Annotated in this window: 19 protein-coding genes; 5 read left to right on the top strand and 14 right to left on the bottom strand. The window is 59.3% G+C overall.

From position 1 onward, the window contains the following. The first annotated feature begins 28 nt into the window (after positions 1 to 28). Entirely contained in the window at positions 29 to 871 is an 843-nt protein-coding gene (gene rsmA / locus GOW98_RS00480) for a 16S rRNA (adenine(1518)-N(6)/adenine(1519)-N(6))-dimethyltransferase RsmA (RefSeq protein ID WP_170328981.1), read from the top strand. A 52-nt stretch (positions 872 to 923) separates the two neighbouring features. On the opposite strand, the gene GOW98_RS00485 is transcribed toward rsmA, so the two are convergent. The 3 genes from GOW98_RS00485 to prfA all read right to left on the bottom strand — a co-directional run bounded on the left by GOW98_RS00485 (position 924) and on the right by prfA (position 3,640). Beyond that, positions 924 to 1,502 (bottom strand): DUF4167 domain-containing protein, encoded by a 579-nt coding sequence (locus tag GOW98_RS00485; RefSeq protein WP_170328984.1) that lies wholly within the window; start codon positions 1,500 to 1,502, stop codon positions 924 to 926. Between the two features lie 243 nt (positions 1,503 to 1,745). Continuing rightward, a complete protein-coding gene (prmC, locus tag GOW98_RS00490) occupies positions 1,746 to 2,588 on the bottom strand; it encodes a peptide chain release factor N(5)-glutamine methyltransferase (protein WP_170328986.1) in 843 nt (280 codons plus the stop codon). Continuing rightward, on the bottom strand, positions 2,585 to 3,640 hold the full coding sequence (gene prfA / locus GOW98_RS00495; protein WP_170328988.1) for a peptide chain release factor 1: 1,056 nt from the start codon (positions 3,638 to 3,640) through the stop codon (positions 2,585 to 2,587). The genes prmC and prfA overlap by 4 nt, the downstream gene beginning before the upstream one ends. 63 nt (positions 3,641 to 3,703) lie before the next feature. On the opposite strand from prfA, the gene GOW98_RS00500 reads away from it, so the two are divergent. After that, positions 3,704 to 3,991 (top strand): hypothetical protein, encoded by a 288-nt coding sequence (locus tag GOW98_RS00500; RefSeq protein ID WP_170328990.1) that lies wholly within the window; start codon positions 3,704 to 3,706, stop codon positions 3,989 to 3,991. Here the strand turns inward: GOW98_RS00500 and GOW98_RS00505 are convergent. From GOW98_RS00505 to GOW98_RS00520, 4 genes are all read right to left on the bottom strand, one after another. Further along, positions 3,932 to 4,339, bottom strand: a complete 408-nt coding sequence (locus GOW98_RS00505; protein WP_170328992.1) for a DUF1499 domain-containing protein — start codon at positions 4,337 to 4,339, stop codon at positions 3,932 to 3,934. The genes GOW98_RS00500 and GOW98_RS00505 overlap by 60 nt on opposite strands. Before the next feature lie 63 nt (positions 4,340 to 4,402). Then, positions 4,403 to 5,350, bottom strand: coding sequence for an agmatinase (speB, locus tag GOW98_RS00510; RefSeq protein WP_170328994.1), 948 nt, complete (start codon positions 5,348 to 5,350; stop codon positions 4,403 to 4,405). Positions 5,351 to 5,414: 64 nt separating this feature from the next. After that, entirely contained in the window at positions 5,415 to 6,380 is a 966-nt protein-coding gene (gene speB, locus GOW98_RS00515) for an agmatinase (protein WP_170328996.1), read from the bottom strand. 12 nt (positions 6,381 to 6,392) lie between these two features. Further along, positions 6,393 to 7,556 carry a M20 aminoacylase family protein gene (locus GOW98_RS00520; protein ID WP_170328999.1) on the bottom strand — a complete coding sequence of 388 codons (1,164 nt, stop codon included), beginning with the start codon at positions 7,554 to 7,556 and terminating at the stop codon, positions 6,393 to 6,395. Positions 7,557 to 7,622: 66 nt separating this feature from the next. On the opposite strand from GOW98_RS00520, the gene mazG reads away from it, so the two are divergent. From mazG to GOW98_RS00535, 3 genes are all read left to right on the top strand, one after another. Then, positions 7,623 to 8,480 carry a nucleoside triphosphate pyrophosphohydrolase gene (gene mazG / locus GOW98_RS00525; protein ID WP_170329437.1) on the top strand — a complete coding sequence of 286 codons (858 nt, stop codon included), beginning with the start codon at positions 7,623 to 7,625 and terminating at the stop codon, positions 8,478 to 8,480. A gap of 63 nt (positions 8,481 to 8,543) precedes the next feature. After that, positions 8,544 to 9,485, top strand: a complete 942-nt coding sequence (locus tag GOW98_RS00530; protein WP_170329002.1) for a nucleoside hydrolase — start codon at positions 8,544 to 8,546, stop codon at positions 9,483 to 9,485. Further along, the gene (locus GOW98_RS00535) at positions 9,482 to 9,931 is read left to right on the top strand and encodes a GNAT family N-acetyltransferase (RefSeq protein ID WP_170329004.1); all 450 of its coding nucleotides are present in this window, start codon (positions 9,482 to 9,484) and stop codon (positions 9,929 to 9,931) included. The genes GOW98_RS00530 and GOW98_RS00535 overlap by 4 nt, the downstream gene beginning before the upstream one ends. Before the next feature lie 389 nt (positions 9,932 to 10,320). On the opposite strand, the gene GOW98_RS00540 is transcribed toward GOW98_RS00535, so the two are convergent. From GOW98_RS00540 to GOW98_RS00570, 7 genes are all read right to left on the bottom strand, one after another. Beyond that, on the bottom strand, positions 10,321 to 10,998 hold the full coding sequence (locus GOW98_RS00540; protein ID WP_170329007.1) for a haloacid dehalogenase type II: 678 nt from the start codon (positions 10,996 to 10,998) through the stop codon (positions 10,321 to 10,323). Positions 10,999 to 11,057: 59 nt separating this feature from the next. Beyond that, entirely contained in the window at positions 11,058 to 12,335 is a 1,278-nt protein-coding gene (eno, locus tag GOW98_RS00545; protein ID WP_170329009.1) for a phosphopyruvate hydratase, read from the bottom strand. 145 nt (positions 12,336 to 12,480) lie between these two features. After that, positions 12,481 to 13,362: a DMT family transporter gene (locus GOW98_RS00550; protein ID WP_170329011.1), complete on the bottom strand. Its 882-nt coding sequence runs from the start codon at positions 13,360 to 13,362 to the stop codon at positions 12,481 to 12,483. Between the two features lie 137 nt (positions 13,363 to 13,499). Beyond that, entirely contained in the window at positions 13,500 to 13,913 is a 414-nt protein-coding gene (locus tag GOW98_RS00555; RefSeq protein WP_170325197.1) for a Fur family transcriptional regulator, read from the bottom strand. Between the two features lie 55 nt (positions 13,914 to 13,968). Further along, positions 13,969 to 14,691, bottom strand: coding sequence for an endonuclease/exonuclease/phosphatase family protein (locus GOW98_RS00560; RefSeq protein ID WP_170329012.1), 723 nt, complete (start codon positions 14,689 to 14,691; stop codon positions 13,969 to 13,971). A gap of 48 nt (positions 14,692 to 14,739) precedes the next feature. After that, positions 14,740 to 15,102, bottom strand: a complete 363-nt coding sequence (locus tag GOW98_RS00565; protein WP_170329015.1) for a cupin domain-containing protein — start codon at positions 15,100 to 15,102, stop codon at positions 14,740 to 14,742. 196 nt (positions 15,103 to 15,298) lie between these two features. Continuing rightward, positions 15,299 to 16,138 (bottom strand): isocitrate lyase/PEP mutase family protein, encoded by an 840-nt coding sequence (locus GOW98_RS00570; protein WP_254437863.1) that lies wholly within the window; start codon positions 16,136 to 16,138, stop codon positions 15,299 to 15,301. Positions 16,139 to 16,144 lie beyond the last annotated feature (6 nt).

Raw genomic sequence — 16,144 nt, forward strand, 5'->3', positions numbered from 1 at the left:
CCCAACCCCGCGCCACGGTAACCGGATCATGAGCGCAATCGACAATCTCCCCCCTCTGCGCGAGGTCATCGCGACACACCAGCTCTCAGCCCGCAAATCGTTGGGCCAGAACTTCCTGCTAGATCTGAACCTGACCGCCAAGATCGCGCGCCAGGCCGGAGACCTGACGGACTGCGACGTTCTGGAAATCGGCCCCGGCCCCGGAGGTCTGACCCGCGGGTTGCTATCCGAAGGCGCACGCAAGGTCGTGGCGGTGGAAAAAGACACCCGCTGTATAGCCGCCCTGAACGACATCGCCGCCGCTTACCCCGGCAGACTTGAGGTGATAAACGGCGACGCACTGGAAATCGACCCGCTGGCGCATCTGACGCCGCCGATTCGCATTGCGGCCAACCTACCCTATAACGTGGGAACCGAATTGCTGGTTCGCTGGCTGACGCCACCCGAATGGCCGCCATTCTGGCAGAGCCTCACCCTGATGTTCCAGCGCGAAGTGGCCGAGCGTATCGTCGCCCAGCCCGGCAGCAAGGCCTATGGCCGCCTGGCGATCCTCGCCCAATGGCGGGCTGAAGCACGTATCGCGATGTCCCTGCCCCCCGGCGCATTCACGCCGCCGCCCAAAGTGTCCAGCGCGGTGGTCCACCTGACCGCCCTGCCCGAGCCACGCTATCCGGCCGAGGCGGCAACCCTGTCACGCGTCGTGGCGGCTGCCTTCAACCAGCGCCGCAAGATGCTGCGCGCCTCGTTGAAAGGCGTTGCCCCCGATATTGAAGATCGTCTGCTTGCGGCTGGCATCCAGCCCACGGAACGGGCCGAGCAAGTGCCTTTAGAGGCGTTTTGCGCGCTGGCCCGCGAAGTCAAAAAAGGCTGACAGCAAAAAAGCCCCGGAAACTCCGGGGCTTTTGCAAATTCTCTACCAGCGCTTATTCGGCCGCTTCTGGCGCATCCCCATCGGTTTTGGGGGCATCCTCGGCAGGCGCTGCCTTGGGTTTACGTGCCCGCGGCTTACGCGCAGGTTTTTCCTTTTTCTCCGGCGCCGGGGCGGGCTCGGACCCTTTGCTTTCCGGCGTCTCGACCAAACCGCTTTCGGGTGCGGCCTCGGGCGTGCCGAAATCCATCACGTCGGGCTGCGGAGCCTCAGCCGGGTCTGCCTGACGCGCGGCTTCGCGTTCCTGACGCTCGGCGCGTTCGCGGTCCCGTTCGGCTTGGCGTTCGCGGTTCTGGCGCTCTTGCTCTTCGCGGCGTGCTTCCATCTCGCGCTGCGCTTCGCTCAGAAGGCGCAGGTAATGCTCGGCGTGCTGCTGAAAGTTTTCGGCTGCCACGCGGTCGTTGGAAAGCTGGGCGTCGCGCGCCAACTGATTATACTTGTCAATGATCTGCTGGGGCGTACCGCGCACCTTGCCTTCGGGACCCGAGCTGTCAAAAACCCGGTTAACAACGTTGCCGCCGGAAGGACGATTGCGGTTATTCTTGGCCCGCGAGCGGGATTTGGAAGATCTCATCTTACTTTACGTCAGCCTTGTCATTCGGTGCCGATGTAGTCGCGTCCTGCACTGCTCAATGGCTTTAGCCGTCACGCGATGTCGACTTTTTTGGGCTTGGCGTCAGGGGCCCGCTGAAACAGCGTCAACCTCTCCGACTATCTCTGAGTAAGCATGTCCAGCGCGCGCAGACAAGAGGTTTGTCAAAAAATTCGCAGCTTTTTTACATTGATCGGCGTTTTTTGGCCTCACCCACAGGTCTAACTACGGCATTTTTGCAAGGACAACGCGATCACGGCCATCCAGATCGTGAATGATCCGCGTTTTAACCAGACCCGCCACCTGAAACAGGGATGCGACGCTTTGACCCTGTGTCGGGCCGATTTCGACCAAAATCCGTCCCCCCGGCATCAGGAAATCCGGTGCCGAAGCCGCGATATGGCGATACGCGCCAAGCCCGTCGCCCTCATCTGTCAGAGCCATGCGCGGCTCATGCTCGCGCACTTCCGGGGACAATTCTTCCATTTCGGACAGGGATATATATGGCGGATTTGAAACAATCAGGTCGAATTCACCCTCAATGCTCTCGAACCAGTCCGAGCGCAGAATCTCAACCCGCTCCTGCACCTGATGCTGCACCGCGTTGGCACTGGCCTGCAGGCAGGCGGATTCGCTCAGATCCGCACCTACGCCCGAGGCACTGGTACGCTCGGCCAACAGTGTGATCAGGATGCAGCCTGAGCCGGTGCCCAAATCCAGCACATGATCGAACGGTTCGCTCAGCGCCGCCTCGACCAGTGTCTCAGTTTCGGGCCGTGGGTCCAGCACATCTCGGCTGACTCGAAAATGACGACCGTAGAATTCACGCTCACCCAGCAGATGGGACACGGGCACCCGAATGGCCCGTAACGAGATCAACTGATCATAGCGTTCGGCAATTTCGGGCGACAGTTCCTCGGGCGCGATCAGCGTGACCCGGCTGGCTTCGATTCGAGCAGCGTGAGCCAGCAACACCCGTGCATCCCGCGCCGGATCGGCCACCCCTGCGGCCCGCAGACGTGCGGTGGCGGCGACCATCGCCTGCGCCGCTGTCAACGCTGCGATCATAGCGCCATCTCCGCCAGCAAGCGCGCCTGATCGTCGGCGGTCAGCGCGTCGATCACCTCGTCCAGATCGCCCTGCATCACCTGATCCAGCTTGTACAGCGTCAGATTGATGCGGTGATCGGTCATGCGACCCTGCGGAAAATTATAGGTCCTGATCCGCTCGGACCGGTCGCCCGAGCCCACCTGGCTAGCGCGATCGGCGGAACGTTCACTGTCGATCCGTTGGCGTTCCAGATCGTAAAGGCGCGTTTTCAGAACCTGCATCGCGATCTCACGGTTGCGGTGCTGGGATTTCTCGGAACTCGTAACCACCAATCCTGTTGGCAGGTGCGTGATCCGAACCGCCGAATCCGTAGTGTTCACGTGCTGCCCACCTGCACCCGAGCTGCGCATGGTGTCGATGCGAATGTCGTTGGCGTCGATCTGGATATCCACATCCTCGGCCTCGGGCAGAACCGCCACAGTGGCTGCCGAAGTATGGATACGTCCGCCGCTTTCGGTTTCCGGCACGCGCTGCACCCGATGCACACCTGATTCGTATTTCATCCGGGCAAAGACATTATCACCCTTGATATGGGCAACGACTTCTTTGATCCCGCCTAAATCCGAGGCCTGTTCCTCAATAATCTCGAACTGCCAGCCGCGCCCTTCGGCATAGCGCTGGTACATCCGCAGCAGATCCCCCGCGAACAGCGCGGCCTCGTCCCCGCCAGTGCCAGGACGGATTTCCAGCATCGCAGGCCGTGCGTCGGCCTTATCACGGGGCAACAATGCCAATTGCAGTGCTTGCTCGGCCTGTGGAATGCGGGCCTGAAGGTCGGGGATTTCCTCCTCGGCCAGCTCTTTCATGTCGGGGTCGGCCAGCATAACCTCGGCCTCGGCCAGATCGGCGACCAGCTGTCGCCACGCCAAGATCTGATCGACCACCGGCTTGAGGTCTGAATACTCCTTGGCCAAAGCCGCAATGTCGCCGCCCGAGGCGCCATCTGCCATAGCGGCTTCGAGGTACTGGAATCGCTGGGTTATCTGCTCAAGGCGTTCTTCGGGGATCATCCGCGCGGTGTCTATCAATCCGAGGCTTTGGTCAAGGGCCGTCGCTGTGCTAAGCTGACGCGCATGAGACGTTTGGTGCTTGTTTTCCTACTGTGCGCGGCCCCTGCCATGGCCGATGTGATCGGCCCCGGAGGCAAGGTTCAGGACTGTTATTGCACCGACAAATCCGGCACGCGCGTGGAACTGGGTGAGATGATCTGCCTTCAGGTCGATGGCCGCATGTTCACGGCGCAGTGCCAGATGTCGCTGAACGTACCGATGTGGCGCGAGGTGCAAGAAGGGTGTTTGTCGTCAGGGTTGCAAAGCAGCGAGCCACCCATCAACCCGGTTTCGGTTTACCCCAAAATCTGAACGCCCAAAGCGCAGGCGAGCATGGATGCGCAAAGTGTCTCCGTCCTGCTGCGCGGTAGTATAGTCGGGAAAGCCTATCATTTTGGTGCGGGTGATGTAGGTGACCATCCCTTCTTCCACCGAGCCGGCCAAAACCGAGGTTCGCGGTGTCGCTCTGGCGATAGCGTCTAGCCGCGCAAGACCAACCGGCCCGGTTTCCACCACGCGAGTGACACTGCCCTGACTATCGTGGTTCGTTTCACCCAACGGTGTCACATGCCATATGCCCGGGTCGGACGGCGCCAAACGGATATAGGCGCCCAGCACCACCACGGCTCCAACAATCAACCAAAACAACATTCTTTTCATCCCGAACCCATTCTGATTGCAGACAATATTCGGAACAAAACACTCGGCAAGGTGCCGAACTGCTTACCGTGACGTCACCCCGGGCAATATGCACAAAAGCTCGAACAACAGGTTTGCCGCCGTCAGCGCTGTGTTGCCTGTGGGGTCATAGGGCGGAGAGACCTCGACCAGATCGCAACCCACAACATTCATCCCAGCCAGCGCGTGGATCAGTTGCAGAGCCTGCGGTGTCGTCAGACCGCCGATCTCGGGTGTTCCAGTGCCGGGCGCGAAGGAAGGATCGAGGCTGTCTATGTCATAAGAGATGTAGGTCGGGTGATCCCCGACGGTCTTTCGGATTTGTGCGCCGATCTCGGTTAAGTTCTGCTGCCACAGCTCCCACGCCGGAAATTGACGGAAGCCCCAACCTTTGGCCTCGGTGAAATCCGACGCCGCATAGCCCGAGCCGCGAATACCGATCTGGAAGGTCTTGTCGGGAACGATCAGCCCCTCTTCGTAGGCGCGGCGGAAGACAGTGCCGTGGGTTTCCTTTTCACCGAACATCTCGTCATTCACGTCCGCATGGGCATCCACATGGACCAATGCGACCGGCCCCCGTTTGGCCGCAATCGCCCGCAGAATCGGCAAGGTGATCGAGTGATCGCCGCCCATGGCAACCGGTATCACGCCTTGCGCCAAAATCGCGTCATAGCTTTCCTTGATGATCGTCAGACTATCAGCCAGCGAGAAGGTATTGATCGCCAGATCGCCGATATCCGCGATCTGCAGACTGTCGAACGGAGCCGCGGAATTGGCCATGTTGTAGGGTCGGATCATCGCGCTTTCGCTGCGGATCTGCTTTGGCCCGAACCGGGTGCCCGACCGCCACGAGGTGCCGATGTCCATCGGAATACCCAACATGGCCACGTCCAGCCCGGCCAACGTATCCGCCTGCGGCAGGCGCATGAACGTGTTCGGCCCGGAAAACCGCGCCAGATCATTGCCGCTGATGGGTTGGTTAAACTCTGTCATGCCCGTATGTCTCCCGTCTGGCCTTTTTGGTTAACGTGATATCGGAAAGATGGCTAACCAATGGTTAAGGCACCAGTTTGTTCCACCCCAAAAGGCAAATGATCTGCGTCGCTACATGGGCCCCGGCAATCGCCGTCGCGCCGGATGTATCGTAGGGCGGAGAAACTTCAACCACGTCGCCCCCCTTGATGTTGATCCCGGCGATGTCGCGCAGGATGATCTGCGCCTGAATCGACGTCAGGCCTCCCCAAACGGGTGTGCCGGTTCCGGGGGCAAAGGCCGGGTCCAGACCGTCGATGTCGAAGCTCAAGTAAACGGGACTGTCGCCCAGAATACCTTTGATCTTTTGCGCCACGACGGCGGGACCGGATTCGTAGACCTCGCGTGCGTCGATGATGTTGACGCCCAGCGTATCCTCGTTGGTGGTGCGGATACCGACTTGGACCGAGCGTTTCGGGTCCACGATCCCCGACTTCACCGCCTTGTAGAACATGGTCCCGTGATCCACGCGGGTCATGTCATCATCGGCCCATGTGTCCGTGTGCGCATCGAATTGCAGCAGGGACATGGGGCCATATTTCTCGGCATAGGCTTTCAGGATTGGAAAGCTGATGTAGTGATCCCCGCCCAGCGAGACCGAGGCCACGTCAGCCGCCAGAATGGTACGGATATGGTCGGTCAAGGTGTCGGGAAAGGCCGGGATATTGGCATAGTCATAGGCCACGTCGCCATAGTCCACGATAGCCAACTCGCTGAGCGCATCGAAAGGCCAGCCATAGGGCGCGTCGGGCGATTGCAGCGCGCTGGCCTCGCGGATGGCTCGCGGTCCCAGCCGGGTGCCGGGGCGGTTGGTTACCGCCTGATCAAACGGCACACCGGTCACGGCAATATCCACGCCCTTCAAGTCCTTGGTATAAAGCCGCCGCAGGAATGAGGTGGCACCGCCAAAGGTGTTCTCGAACGACAGCCCTTTGAGGTCCGGGTTGGTGAATGCCTCATCCACCTGATTTTTTGCGTCTTCCAGTGCCATGATTTTCCCCCGTCAGCCCAGCGGCTGCGCCTTTTCCACGATCCGCGCAAAGAATGAGGCCCCGACCGGCGCGATCTCGTCGTTGAAGTTGTATTTCGGATGGTGCCACCCGGCCCCTTCGCCCTGCCCCAGGAACAGATAGGCCCCCGGGCGGGCGTTCAACATATAGGCGAAATCCTCGGCCCCCATGTTTCGCGGAACGTCATCGACGACCCTGTCAGACCCCGAGATTTCCCGCGCGACATCTGCCGCGAAATTCGTTTTTTCGGGGCTATTGATCGTAGCAGGATAATGCACTTCGTAGTCAAGCCGCGCCTCAACCCCGTACGAGGCCGCCTGCCCCTGTACGATCTGCTCCATCCGCTCCATCACCATCTTTTGCACGGCTGGATCAAAAGTACGCACCGTGCCGTTGATATAGGCGGTATCCGGAATCACGTTGTCCACGGTGCCGGTGTGGATTTGCGTGACTGAAACCACCAGATCGTCCAGCGCATGGTGATTGCGGCTGACAATGGTCTGCAGTGCTTGCGCAATCCCGCAGGCTGCCATCACCGGGTCACGGGCTTCATGCGGCATGGCGCCGTGGCCGCCAATGCCCTGAATATAAACATGGAACGTGTCCACCGCCGCCATGATCGCCCCGGACGTCGTGTGAAAATCCCCCACCGGGACGTTGGGCGCGTTGTGCAACGCATAAACCTGAGAGATGTCGAACCGGTCCATGATCCCTTCTTCGACCATCACACCGGCCCCACCGCCAGCCTCCTCGGCGGGTTGAAAGATCAACGCCACGCGGCCTGCGAAATTCCGCGTTTCAGCCAGATATCGCGCGGCCCCCAGCAGCATCGAGGTATGTCCGTCATGCCCGCAGGCGTGCATCTTGCCTGGCGTCTTCGAGGCATACTCAACCCCCGTCTCCTCTGGGATCGGCAGCGCATCCATGTCGGCGCGCAGACCAATCGTTGGCCCGTCGCCCTGCCCGTTGATGATGGCGACGATTCCGGTTTTTGCGATACCTTCGTGCAGCTCGTCCACACCGACCTCGCGCAGGCGCTCGACGACAAAGGCGGCAGTCTCATGGCATTCGAACTCCAATTCAGGGATCGAATGCAGGTGCTGGCGCCATGCGGCCATATCGGCAGAGAAATCGGCAATTCGGTTGACGACGGGCATCTGGGGTGGACTCCTGATCCTGACTGCGGAATGGATGCATCTGACACCGGAACGAAAGGGTTCGCAATGGCCGAAAATCCTCTGATCCACGACAGCGATGCGGGTATCGAACGTTTGCTGGAAATCATGCGCCGTCTGCGCGACCCGAAAACCGGCTGCCCGTGGGATATCGAACAGGATTTCGCCACCATCGCCCCCTATACGATCGAAGAGGCCTATGAGGTCGCCGACGCCATCGAGCGTGAAGCGTATGATGAGTTGAAGGGCGAGCTAGGCGACCTGCTGTTCCAATCCGTCTTTCACGCACAGATGGCCGAGGAAGCCGGGCATTTCACCTTTCAGGACGTGGTGCGCACCATGTCGGACAAGATGGTCGCACGGCATCCGCATGTTTTTGGTGACGAATCTCGGGACAAGTCGGCCGATCAGCAGACGGTGGATTGGGAAACCATCAAGGCCGCCGAACGTGCTGGCAAAGAACAAAAAGGCGCGTTGGACGGTGTGGCGGCGAACCTGCCCGCCCTGCTCCGCGCCCACAAGCTACAGAAGCGTGCCGCCCGTGTGGGGTTCGACTGGCCCGACGCCAGCCATGTGCTGGCCAAGATCACCGAAGAAGCCGCCGAATTGGAAGAGGCGCGCAACAGCATGGACGCCGACGCGCTGGAGGATGAATTCGGCGATCTGCTGTTCGTGATGGTCAATCTGGGCCGCCATCTGGGGATCGAGCCCGAGGCCGCCCTGCGCCGCACCAATGCCAAGTTCACCCGCCGGTTCGAACAGGTCGAGGCGCGGCTTGCCGCCCTTGGAAAAACCCCGTCTCAAAGTGACTTGGCCGAGATGGACGCGCTGTGGGACGAGGTGAAAACCGAGGAACATCGCGCCAACGGCAAACTCCTGCCTGTGGATGCTGCGACCGGGGCTTGAAACCGCTGGACAAGCGCGGTGACACTTGCGAGTGTCCGCGCTTCAAGACCCCGGAGGCAGAGCATGGCACCCCGCAAAATCATCATCGACACCGACCCCGGACAGGACGACGCCGTCGCCATTCTGCTCGCGCTGGCCAGCCCGGAAGAGATTGATGTTCTGGGGATCACTGCCGTCGCCGGGAACGTGCCCTTAGAGTTGACTGCCAAGAACGCACGGATCGTCTGTGAACTCGCTGGACGCACAGACGTACCGGTCTATGCCGGGTGCGATCGCCCGCTAAACCGCCCTCTGGTCACGGCGGAACATGTGCACGGCAAAACCGGGCTGGATGGCCCAGTGCTACCTGACCCCAAGATGCCCCTGGCTGAGGGCCACGCGGTTGATTTCATCATCGACACCCTGCGCGCGAATGAACCCGGAACCGTGACGCTGTGCCCTTTGGGACCGCTGACCAATCTCGCCACGGCTTTTCAGAAAGCCCCCGACATCATCGACCGGGTTCAGGAAATCGTCCTGATGGGCGGGGCGTATTTCGAGGTTGGCAACATCACCCCGGCGGCGGAATTCAACATTTACGTTGATCCTGAAGCCGCTGAAATTGTGTTTAAATCCGGAATTCACATCGTGGTGATGCCGCTGGATGTGACCCATGACGCGCTGGTCACCAAACACCGCAACAACGCCTTCCGCGCGCTGGATTCGAAAGTCGGCCATGCCGTCGCCGAGATGACGGATTTCTTCGAACGGTTCGACAAGGAAAAATACGGGTCCGAGGGTGCGCCGCTGCATGACCCTTGCGTGACCGCCTACCTGATCCGGCCTGAGTTGTTCTCGGGCCGTCACATCAACGTCCAGATCGAAACTCAGTCGGAACTGACCATGGGCATGACTGTCGCCGACTGGTGGCGCGTCACGGACCACGCACCCAATGCAATGTTCATGGGTGAAATCGATGCTGACGGATTCTTTGACCTGCTAACAGAAAGGCTGGCCCGCCTATGAGCGCCGCACTGAAACTTGCCCGCCCCGAAGATCTGGATCGCCTGATGGGGCTGGTCACCGCCTTTCACGCCGAAGCAGGTATCGAACAGGACATCGATCAGACACGCAACGCGCTGGCCCCCTTGCTAGAAGGCATCCCCCACGGTTGCATCTATCTTATCGGGCCGGGCCGCGCGCCGTTGGGCTATATCGTTTTGACCTTCGGATGGTCGGTCGAATTTGGCGGTATGGATGGTTTCGTAGACGAGATTTACATACGCCCCGCCGTCCGGGGCCGCGGCATCGCGACTGAGGTTCTATTGGACTTGCCCAAAGCCCTTGCTGGCGCTGGCCTGACCGCCCTGCATCTTGAGGTCGACCGCGCCAACGAAGCCACGCAAAAGTTATATTTACGCACAGGCTTCAGACCACGTGATCGTTACGTATTGATGAGCAGAAAGCTCTGACTTTCGGCCGCCCCCATCGGAGCCGACACATGGTCGGCTCAGTTCTTAGCGGGATTCCCCACGGAAGACGTAGGTTGGCATGTCCATATCATGAACAGGATCACTCGCAGACACCGGATCACCGGTGATTGGGTAAGTGCCCGGCCCTGAACAGGCCGCCAAAAATACAGTGCTGATCACTGAAGCTACGAGAAGGAATTTCGAACCAGACATGGTATGCTCCTTTCTGTAATGCAGCCAGAATACGACAGCTCAAATTGACACAAATAGGAAAAAGTTCACACATAATGGAAATTATGCTTGCCCGAACTCCGTGTTTTGAAAAAGAACCGTCTTTTCTGGCGGTTACAGAAGTAATTTTTTCAGATTTTTTTTGAGCGCGACCCGCGTTAACCGAGTTTCTTGGCCAATTCTGTAAAATCTTCTGCCACAATATCCCAGTTGCCCTCTGCATTCAGATCGTGGGATTGAGACGGCCCATACTCTGTCGGACGAGCAACAAACGCGGTTTTCAATCCCGCCTGCCGTGCCGCATAAAGGTCGTCATTGTGTGCCGCAACCATCATGACCTGATCGGGGTTAAGACGTAACGCGGCACAACTGGCCAGGTAAACTTGTGGCTTGGGTTTATAGTCCTTGGCAATCTCGGCACCAAGAATGCAGTCCCAAGGTAGCCCTCCAAACTTGGCAAGCCGCGTCATCAACGCGATCGAGCCGTTGGAACATGGCGCTATGATCCGCTTGCGTTTCAGCGCCTGCAGCCCCGGCACCACGTCCGGCCAAGGATCCAAGCGTTCCCATGCTGCCGTTAAATCTGTGGGGTTTGGGACAGTGACACCCAAGCGGGTGGCGACGACCTCAAGGTTTTCGCGGTGCAGATCGTCCAGGGGCAGATAGCCCCTGCCCCCTTCACGGATGGCGGCCATCGATGGGTCATACTCTGCCCGCCACGCATCGGCAAATTCCAGGGCGTCCAGATCCGGCAGGACCGCCGCCACTTCGCGCGCGATGGAACTGCGCCAGTCAACGCAGGTGCCGAACACATCAAAGATTAGCGCTTCTACCATGATCTGGCCCTCATCCTGACAAGCCCAGCCCAGGGTCGGGCAGGACTTTTCTTACCGGATCAGCGCTTCAGGATCGAAGCCCCGGCATATTCCGCGACCTCGCCCAGCGATTCCTCGATGCGGATCAGTTGGTTGTACTTGGCCAACCGATCCGACCGCGCCAGCGAGCCGGTCTTGATCTGACCACAGTTGGTCGCCACGGCCAGGTCGGCGATCGTGGCGTCCTCGGTCTCGCCCGAGCGGTGCGACATGACGTTGGTATAGCGCGCCCGGTGCGCCATATCCACGGCACGTAGAGTTTCGGTCAGCGAACCAATCTGGTTCACCTTGACCAGCATCGAGTTCGCACAGCCGTTTTCGATCCCCTGAGCCAGACGTTCAGGGTTGGTCACGAACAGGTCGTCACCCACCAGCTGCACCCGGTCACCCAGCATATCGGTCAGGGCGCGCCAGCCGTCCCAGTCATCCTCGGACATGCCGTCTTCGATCGAGATGATCGGATAGTCATTGACCAGCGCCGCCAGATAGGCCGCGTTTTCGTCCGAGGTCAGGGTCTTGCCCTCACCGGACAGGACGTATTTGCCGTCCTTGTAGTATTCAGTTGCGGCACAATCGAGCGCCAGATGGATTTCCTCACCCGGTTTGTAGCCTGCCTTTTCAATGGACTTCAGGATGAAATCCAGCGCCTCGCGGGTCGAGGCGATGTTCGGAGCAAAGCCGCCCTCGTCACCAACTCCGGTGGCCAGACCCGCCGCCGAGAGTTCCTTTTTCAGAGTGTGGAAGACCTCAGACCCCATGCGGACCGCCTCGCGGATATTCGCGGCCGAGGTCGGCATGATCATGAATTCCTGAATGTCGATCGGGTTATCGGCATGCTCACCACCGTTGATGATGTTCATCATCGGCACCGGCAGAACGCGGGCCGAGGTGCCGCCGACATAACGGTACAAAGGCTGCGTAGTGAAATCTGCAGCCGCCTTCGCAGCCGCCAGCGAGACACCCAGAATGGCGTTTGCGCCCAGAAGGCCCTTGTTCTCGGTCCCGTCCAGTTCGATCATCGCCTGGTCGATTGCAACCTGCTCGGTCGCGTCAAAGCCCACCAGTTCTTCGGCGATCTCACCGTTCACGGCGGCGACTGCTTCCAGCACGCCCTTGCCCATGTAGCGGCTTTTGTCACCGTCGCGCTTTTCCACTGCTTCGTAGGCACCGGTCGAGGCGCCCGAAGGCACGGCGGCGCGGCCCATGGTGCCGTCTTCCAGGATAACGTCCACTTCGACCGTCGGGTTACCCCGGCTATCCAGAATTTCGCGTGCGTGAATGTCGATGATGGTGCTCATGAGGCCCGTCCCTGTGGCTGAAATAAGTTGCACGCCTCATAGCATCACAGGGTAAAAAGTAAACCGGTTATGTTATCGCTAACACGCATATAATCGGAGCTTTAGGGCTAACAGGTTCCTGTTTGCGCCAACGTGCGACGATCCGTCAGGCCGCAAGCGCCATCTGGCGGGCCAGCTTGCGTTCGCGAATAAAGGTGTACATGCCCGACCCCATGATCAACGCCGCCCCAGCAAAGGTCAGGAAATCAGGACGTTCCCCAAACATCAGCATTCCAGCCATGATCGAAAAGATCAGCCGCGTATAGCGGAAAGGCATCAACGCCGACGCCTCGCCGATCCGCATGGCGGTGACGATGCCATAATAACCAAGCACACCAAATCCGACGGCACCGAGATATGGGCCGATCTGCGCCGATTGCAGCGGAATGACGTGTTGGGCGGTAAACACCATCAGCGCCACACCCGACACAGCCACCGCGAAATAAGCCTGCAGAGCCACCACCGAAGACGCAACCCGCGGATCAAGCTTACGGGTGATCAAGTCCCGCGCGGCAATGGCAATCACGGTTGCCACAACATACAGAGAGTCGGGCTGAAACCCTTCGAAACCCGGCCGAATGATCATCAGGACGCCGATGAAGCCAAGCCCAACGGCGCTCCACCGCCGCCAGCCGACCTTTTCACCCAGAAACAGCGCCGCGCCCATGGTGACGGCCAGTGGCATCGCCTGGAACACCGCGGCCACGGTGGACAGGTCCACCAGTGACAGGGCGGTCACGAAGGTCAGCGCCCCGACCATCTCGGTCGCGGCACGGGCCAGAGGCAAAGGCTGCCAGGCCAGGGGATCAAGGATGCGCTTGCGGGTGGCCACAGCCAGTGCTGCAAACAGAAGACCACAGACCACACCCAGAACAACCATGATCTGACCAGTTGGCACAGTGACCGACAGCAGCTTGATGAACATGTCCTCAAGTGCAAAGGCCGCCATCGCGCCGACGACCAGCAAAATGCCGTTTACGTTGTTCATGGTCATTTCCGTAAAATCTCGCGGCCCTATTCGCCGCCCCTTACGTCACCCAATACGCAAGACACCCGCTCAGGCAAGTATTATCAGGCCGGAATACATGATTTCCCGTGAGCGTGCAGTTCGCGTTTTGTGATGGGTCAGTCCTGATCCAGCGGAACGCCGTACAGTTCCAGCCGGTGACCTTTCAGCTTATAGCCCAGCTTGGCCGCGATTTTTTCCTGCAGCGCTTCAATCTCGGGATCGACGAATTCAATCACCTCACCCGATTGCATGTCGATCAGGTGATCGTGGTGGTCACGCTCGGCATCTTCATAGCGCGCCCGCCCGTCGCCGAATTCCAGACGCTCGAGAATCCCGGCCTCTTCGAACAGCTTCACGGTGCGATAGACTGTGGCGATAGAAATCCCCGAATCCACCTCGGAGGCGCGGGAGTAAAGCTCCTCTACATCCGGGTGATCTTCGCTTTGTTGCAAAACCTGCGCGATCGTACGGCGCTGGCCGGTCATACGCAGGCCTTTCGCTTCGCAACGGGCGATGATCGTGTCGGACATGAGTGATCCCCAGAGTAGTTCGGGTTTCTGTCTTAATACGTCTGAGCGGCCGGCGCTACCGCGGAATTGCGGTTTCCCGCGTCACCCGCAGATCGGCCCAAATCGGCAGATGGTCCGAGGCGATATGTGCAGGCCGAGTGTCATGCACCCCGTGCAAAACTGCCTCAAGCCCCACGCCCAGCGCGATCCGATCCAACGCGCCCAAAGGCTGCGCTGCTGGAAAGCTGGGAACGGGCGGGAGGAAGCGCATGTCCGGCGCCAGATGGTCCAGCACCGGCTGGCGCGACCATTCATTAAAATCCCCAGCCCAGACAGTGGGCATCTGGTCCAGGTCATCGTCGAAACGGCGGATATGAGTGATTTGCTGGCGCCGGGATGCGGGCAACAGGCCCAGATGCATCCCCATCACCCGCAACGGTCCGATATGCGTATCGAACTCTACCCGCACCGCCCCACGAGGCTCCAACCCCGGCAGGTCGTGATGATGGGTCTGCCGCACCCGGATCGCGTCGCCGCGCCAAATGACTGCGTTGCCGTGCCACCCCAGACTGCCCGCCCCGCCCAGATCGACGATCTGCCAACCGGCCTCATCCAGCATGAAATGCGGTAACGCCGCGGGGCGCGGTGGCAAGCGTTTGTCAGCCTCTTGAAGTACCACAATATCAGCTTTCATGCTGTCGATGACCTGCATGATGCGTTGCGGCTGTCGCCGGAAATCGAGACCTACGCATTTCTGGATATTATAGCTGGCGATGCGCAGGGTTGAGGATTGGGTCATGGATGTCCTGTGATTGGCATGTAACGGTGCGCGGCAACCCGGTTTCTCTCAAAACTGCGTAACCATCAAATTGACAGGCTCCCCTCCTTCAGCGGAGGAGGCATGACCCGTTCCGGTGACATCTTCCGCCCAGAACAGATCACCGGCGGTAAAGTCGCGAATCTCACCCGATCCGGCCTGAACACGAAACGTTCCCGACAGGACCGTTGCAAGCTGTCGCTTGGGCGAACGGTGTGGTTCGCCCTTCCACCCTGCAGGCAAGGTAAGGAAGACAAAGCGCGCGGCATCATAAACGTCAGATACATGGAAAGGCGCGGCGGGCGGGGCAAAGGTCTTGAGTTCGAGGTCAACGTCTCTGTCCTCAAAATATGAAACGCCCTCTGAATCTTCGAGCAAAATGGAATAGCGCATTATCTGCCCCCTAAATCAAATATGATTATTCCCCTAGTGTACTCATTATGCAGTATTCCGCGTTGATGGTAAGCCGCAGGGCGATGTGATCTTCCGAATATTCCCTGTAGCCGCCCTGATATCGCTTTGTTCTTTTGGAACGCTCGTTCACCTGCAATTGCTCAATGACGCGGGGAGTGAATTGTTGGATTGAGGTTCATTCGCGATCCGAGAGTTTCTTGTTCGACATCACCTTACTGATCTCAGCTCCTGGCATCGCGTCACTGGCATAGGTAAATGTTCCCGTCTCTCGCACCTCAACCGCTGCGCGTTGCAATGCACCAAACGCAGCCCGGGCAAATGACCCACCCACACTGATCCGTTTCACACCTGCCTCTGCCAGTTGTGCAACGGTATAAGTCGGGGCTTGCAGGCCCATCACGACATTCACGGGCTTATCCAAAGCGCGACACACGGTTCGGATCGCCTCGAGATCCGGCAGGCCTGGGGCGTACAGGACATCCGCCCCTGCATCTGAAAACGCCTGCAGGCGTCTGATTGTGTCTAAAAGGTCTTTTCGACCCCAGAGATAACTCTCAGCCCGGGCCGTCAACAGGAACGGCTTACCCTGAACAGCATCTGCCGCCGCACGAATGCGATCAACGGCCATAGGCAACGGGTAGATCGGGTTGCTCTCGTCACCCGTTGCATCTTCGATGGATCCACCGACCAGCCCAACTTCAATTGCCTGTCTTACCGTTTCTGCGCAGATTTTGGGATCGGCACCAAATCCGTCTTCCAGATCAGCAGCCACCGGCAAATCCGTAGCCTGAACAATTTCGGCTGCATTCGCCAAAATTTCCTCCCTACTGAGGCTGGCGAATGAATCCAGTTTACCTTTGGAAAAGGCGTACCCAGCACTTGTAGTTGCCAGGGCTTCAAACCCCATGCAGGCCAGTAACCGCGCAGAGCCAGCATCCCACGGGTTCGGAATAACGAAAGCTTCGTCCCCGTCATGAAGCGCTTTGAAAAGCTCAAATTTTGTTTCCTGATTCAACACGCT

This window comes from Ruegeria arenilitoris, assembly GCF_013032445.1.
In the GTDB taxonomy this organism is placed as follows: Bacteria; Pseudomonadota; Alphaproteobacteria; order Rhodobacterales; family Rhodobacteraceae; genus Ruegeria; species Ruegeria arenilitoris_F.

What these genes read in the sequence shown, in the direction of transcription:
- rsmA (WP_170328981.1), top strand. Translation starts at nt 29, where the DNA reads ATGAGCGCAATCGACAATCTCCCCCCTCTGCGCGAGGTCATCGCGACA.
- GOW98_RS00485 (WP_170328984.1), bottom strand. Translation starts at nt 1,502, where the DNA reads ATGAGATCTTCCAAATCCCGCTCGCGGGCCAAGAATAACCGCAATCGT.
- prmC (WP_170328986.1), bottom strand. Translation starts at nt 2,588, where the DNA reads ATGATCGCAGCGTTGACAGCGGCGCAGGCGATGGTCGCCGCCACCGCA.
- prfA (WP_170328988.1), bottom strand. Translation starts at nt 3,640, where the DNA reads ATGATCCCCGAAGAACGCCTTGAGCAGATAACCCAGCGATTCCAGTAC.
- GOW98_RS00500 (WP_170328990.1), top strand. Translation starts at nt 3,704, where the DNA reads ATGAGACGTTTGGTGCTTGTTTTCCTACTGTGCGCGGCCCCTGCCATG.
- GOW98_RS00505 (WP_170328992.1), bottom strand. Translation starts at nt 4,339, where the DNA reads ATGAAAAGAATGTTGTTTTGGTTGATTGTTGGAGCCGTGGTGGTGCTG.
- speB (WP_170328994.1), bottom strand. Translation starts at nt 5,350, where the DNA reads ATGACAGAGTTTAACCAACCCATCAGCGGCAATGATCTGGCGCGGTTT.
- speB (WP_170328996.1), bottom strand. Translation starts at nt 6,380, where the DNA reads ATGGCACTGGAAGACGCAAAAAATCAGGTGGATGAGGCATTCACCAAC.
- GOW98_RS00520 (WP_170328999.1), bottom strand. Translation starts at nt 7,556, where the DNA reads ATGCCCGTCGTCAACCGAATTGCCGATTTCTCTGCCGATATGGCCGCA.
- mazG (WP_170329437.1), top strand. Translation starts at nt 7,623, where the DNA reads ATGGCCGAAAATCCTCTGATCCACGACAGCGATGCGGGTATCGAACGT.
- GOW98_RS00530 (WP_170329002.1), top strand. Translation starts at nt 8,544, where the DNA reads ATGGCACCCCGCAAAATCATCATCGACACCGACCCCGGACAGGACGAC.
- GOW98_RS00535 (WP_170329004.1), top strand. Translation starts at nt 9,482, where the DNA reads ATGAGCGCCGCACTGAAACTTGCCCGCCCCGAAGATCTGGATCGCCTG.
- GOW98_RS00540 (WP_170329007.1), bottom strand. Translation starts at nt 10,998, where the DNA reads ATGGTAGAAGCGCTAATCTTTGATGTGTTCGGCACCTGCGTTGACTGG.
- eno (WP_170329009.1), bottom strand. Translation starts at nt 12,335, where the DNA reads ATGAGCACCATCATCGACATTCACGCACGCGAAATTCTGGATAGCCGG.
- GOW98_RS00550 (WP_170329011.1), bottom strand. Translation starts at nt 13,362, where the DNA reads ATGAACAACGTAAACGGCATTTTGCTGGTCGTCGGCGCGATGGCGGCC.
- GOW98_RS00555 (WP_170325197.1), bottom strand. Translation starts at nt 13,913, where the DNA reads ATGTCCGACACGATCATCGCCCGTTGCGAAGCGAAAGGCCTGCGTATG.
- GOW98_RS00560 (WP_170329012.1), bottom strand. Translation starts at nt 14,691, where the DNA reads ATGACCCAATCCTCAACCCTGCGCATCGCCAGCTATAATATCCAGAAA.
- GOW98_RS00565 (WP_170329015.1), bottom strand. Translation starts at nt 15,102, where the DNA reads ATGCGCTATTCCATTTTGCTCGAAGATTCAGAGGGCGTTTCATATTTT.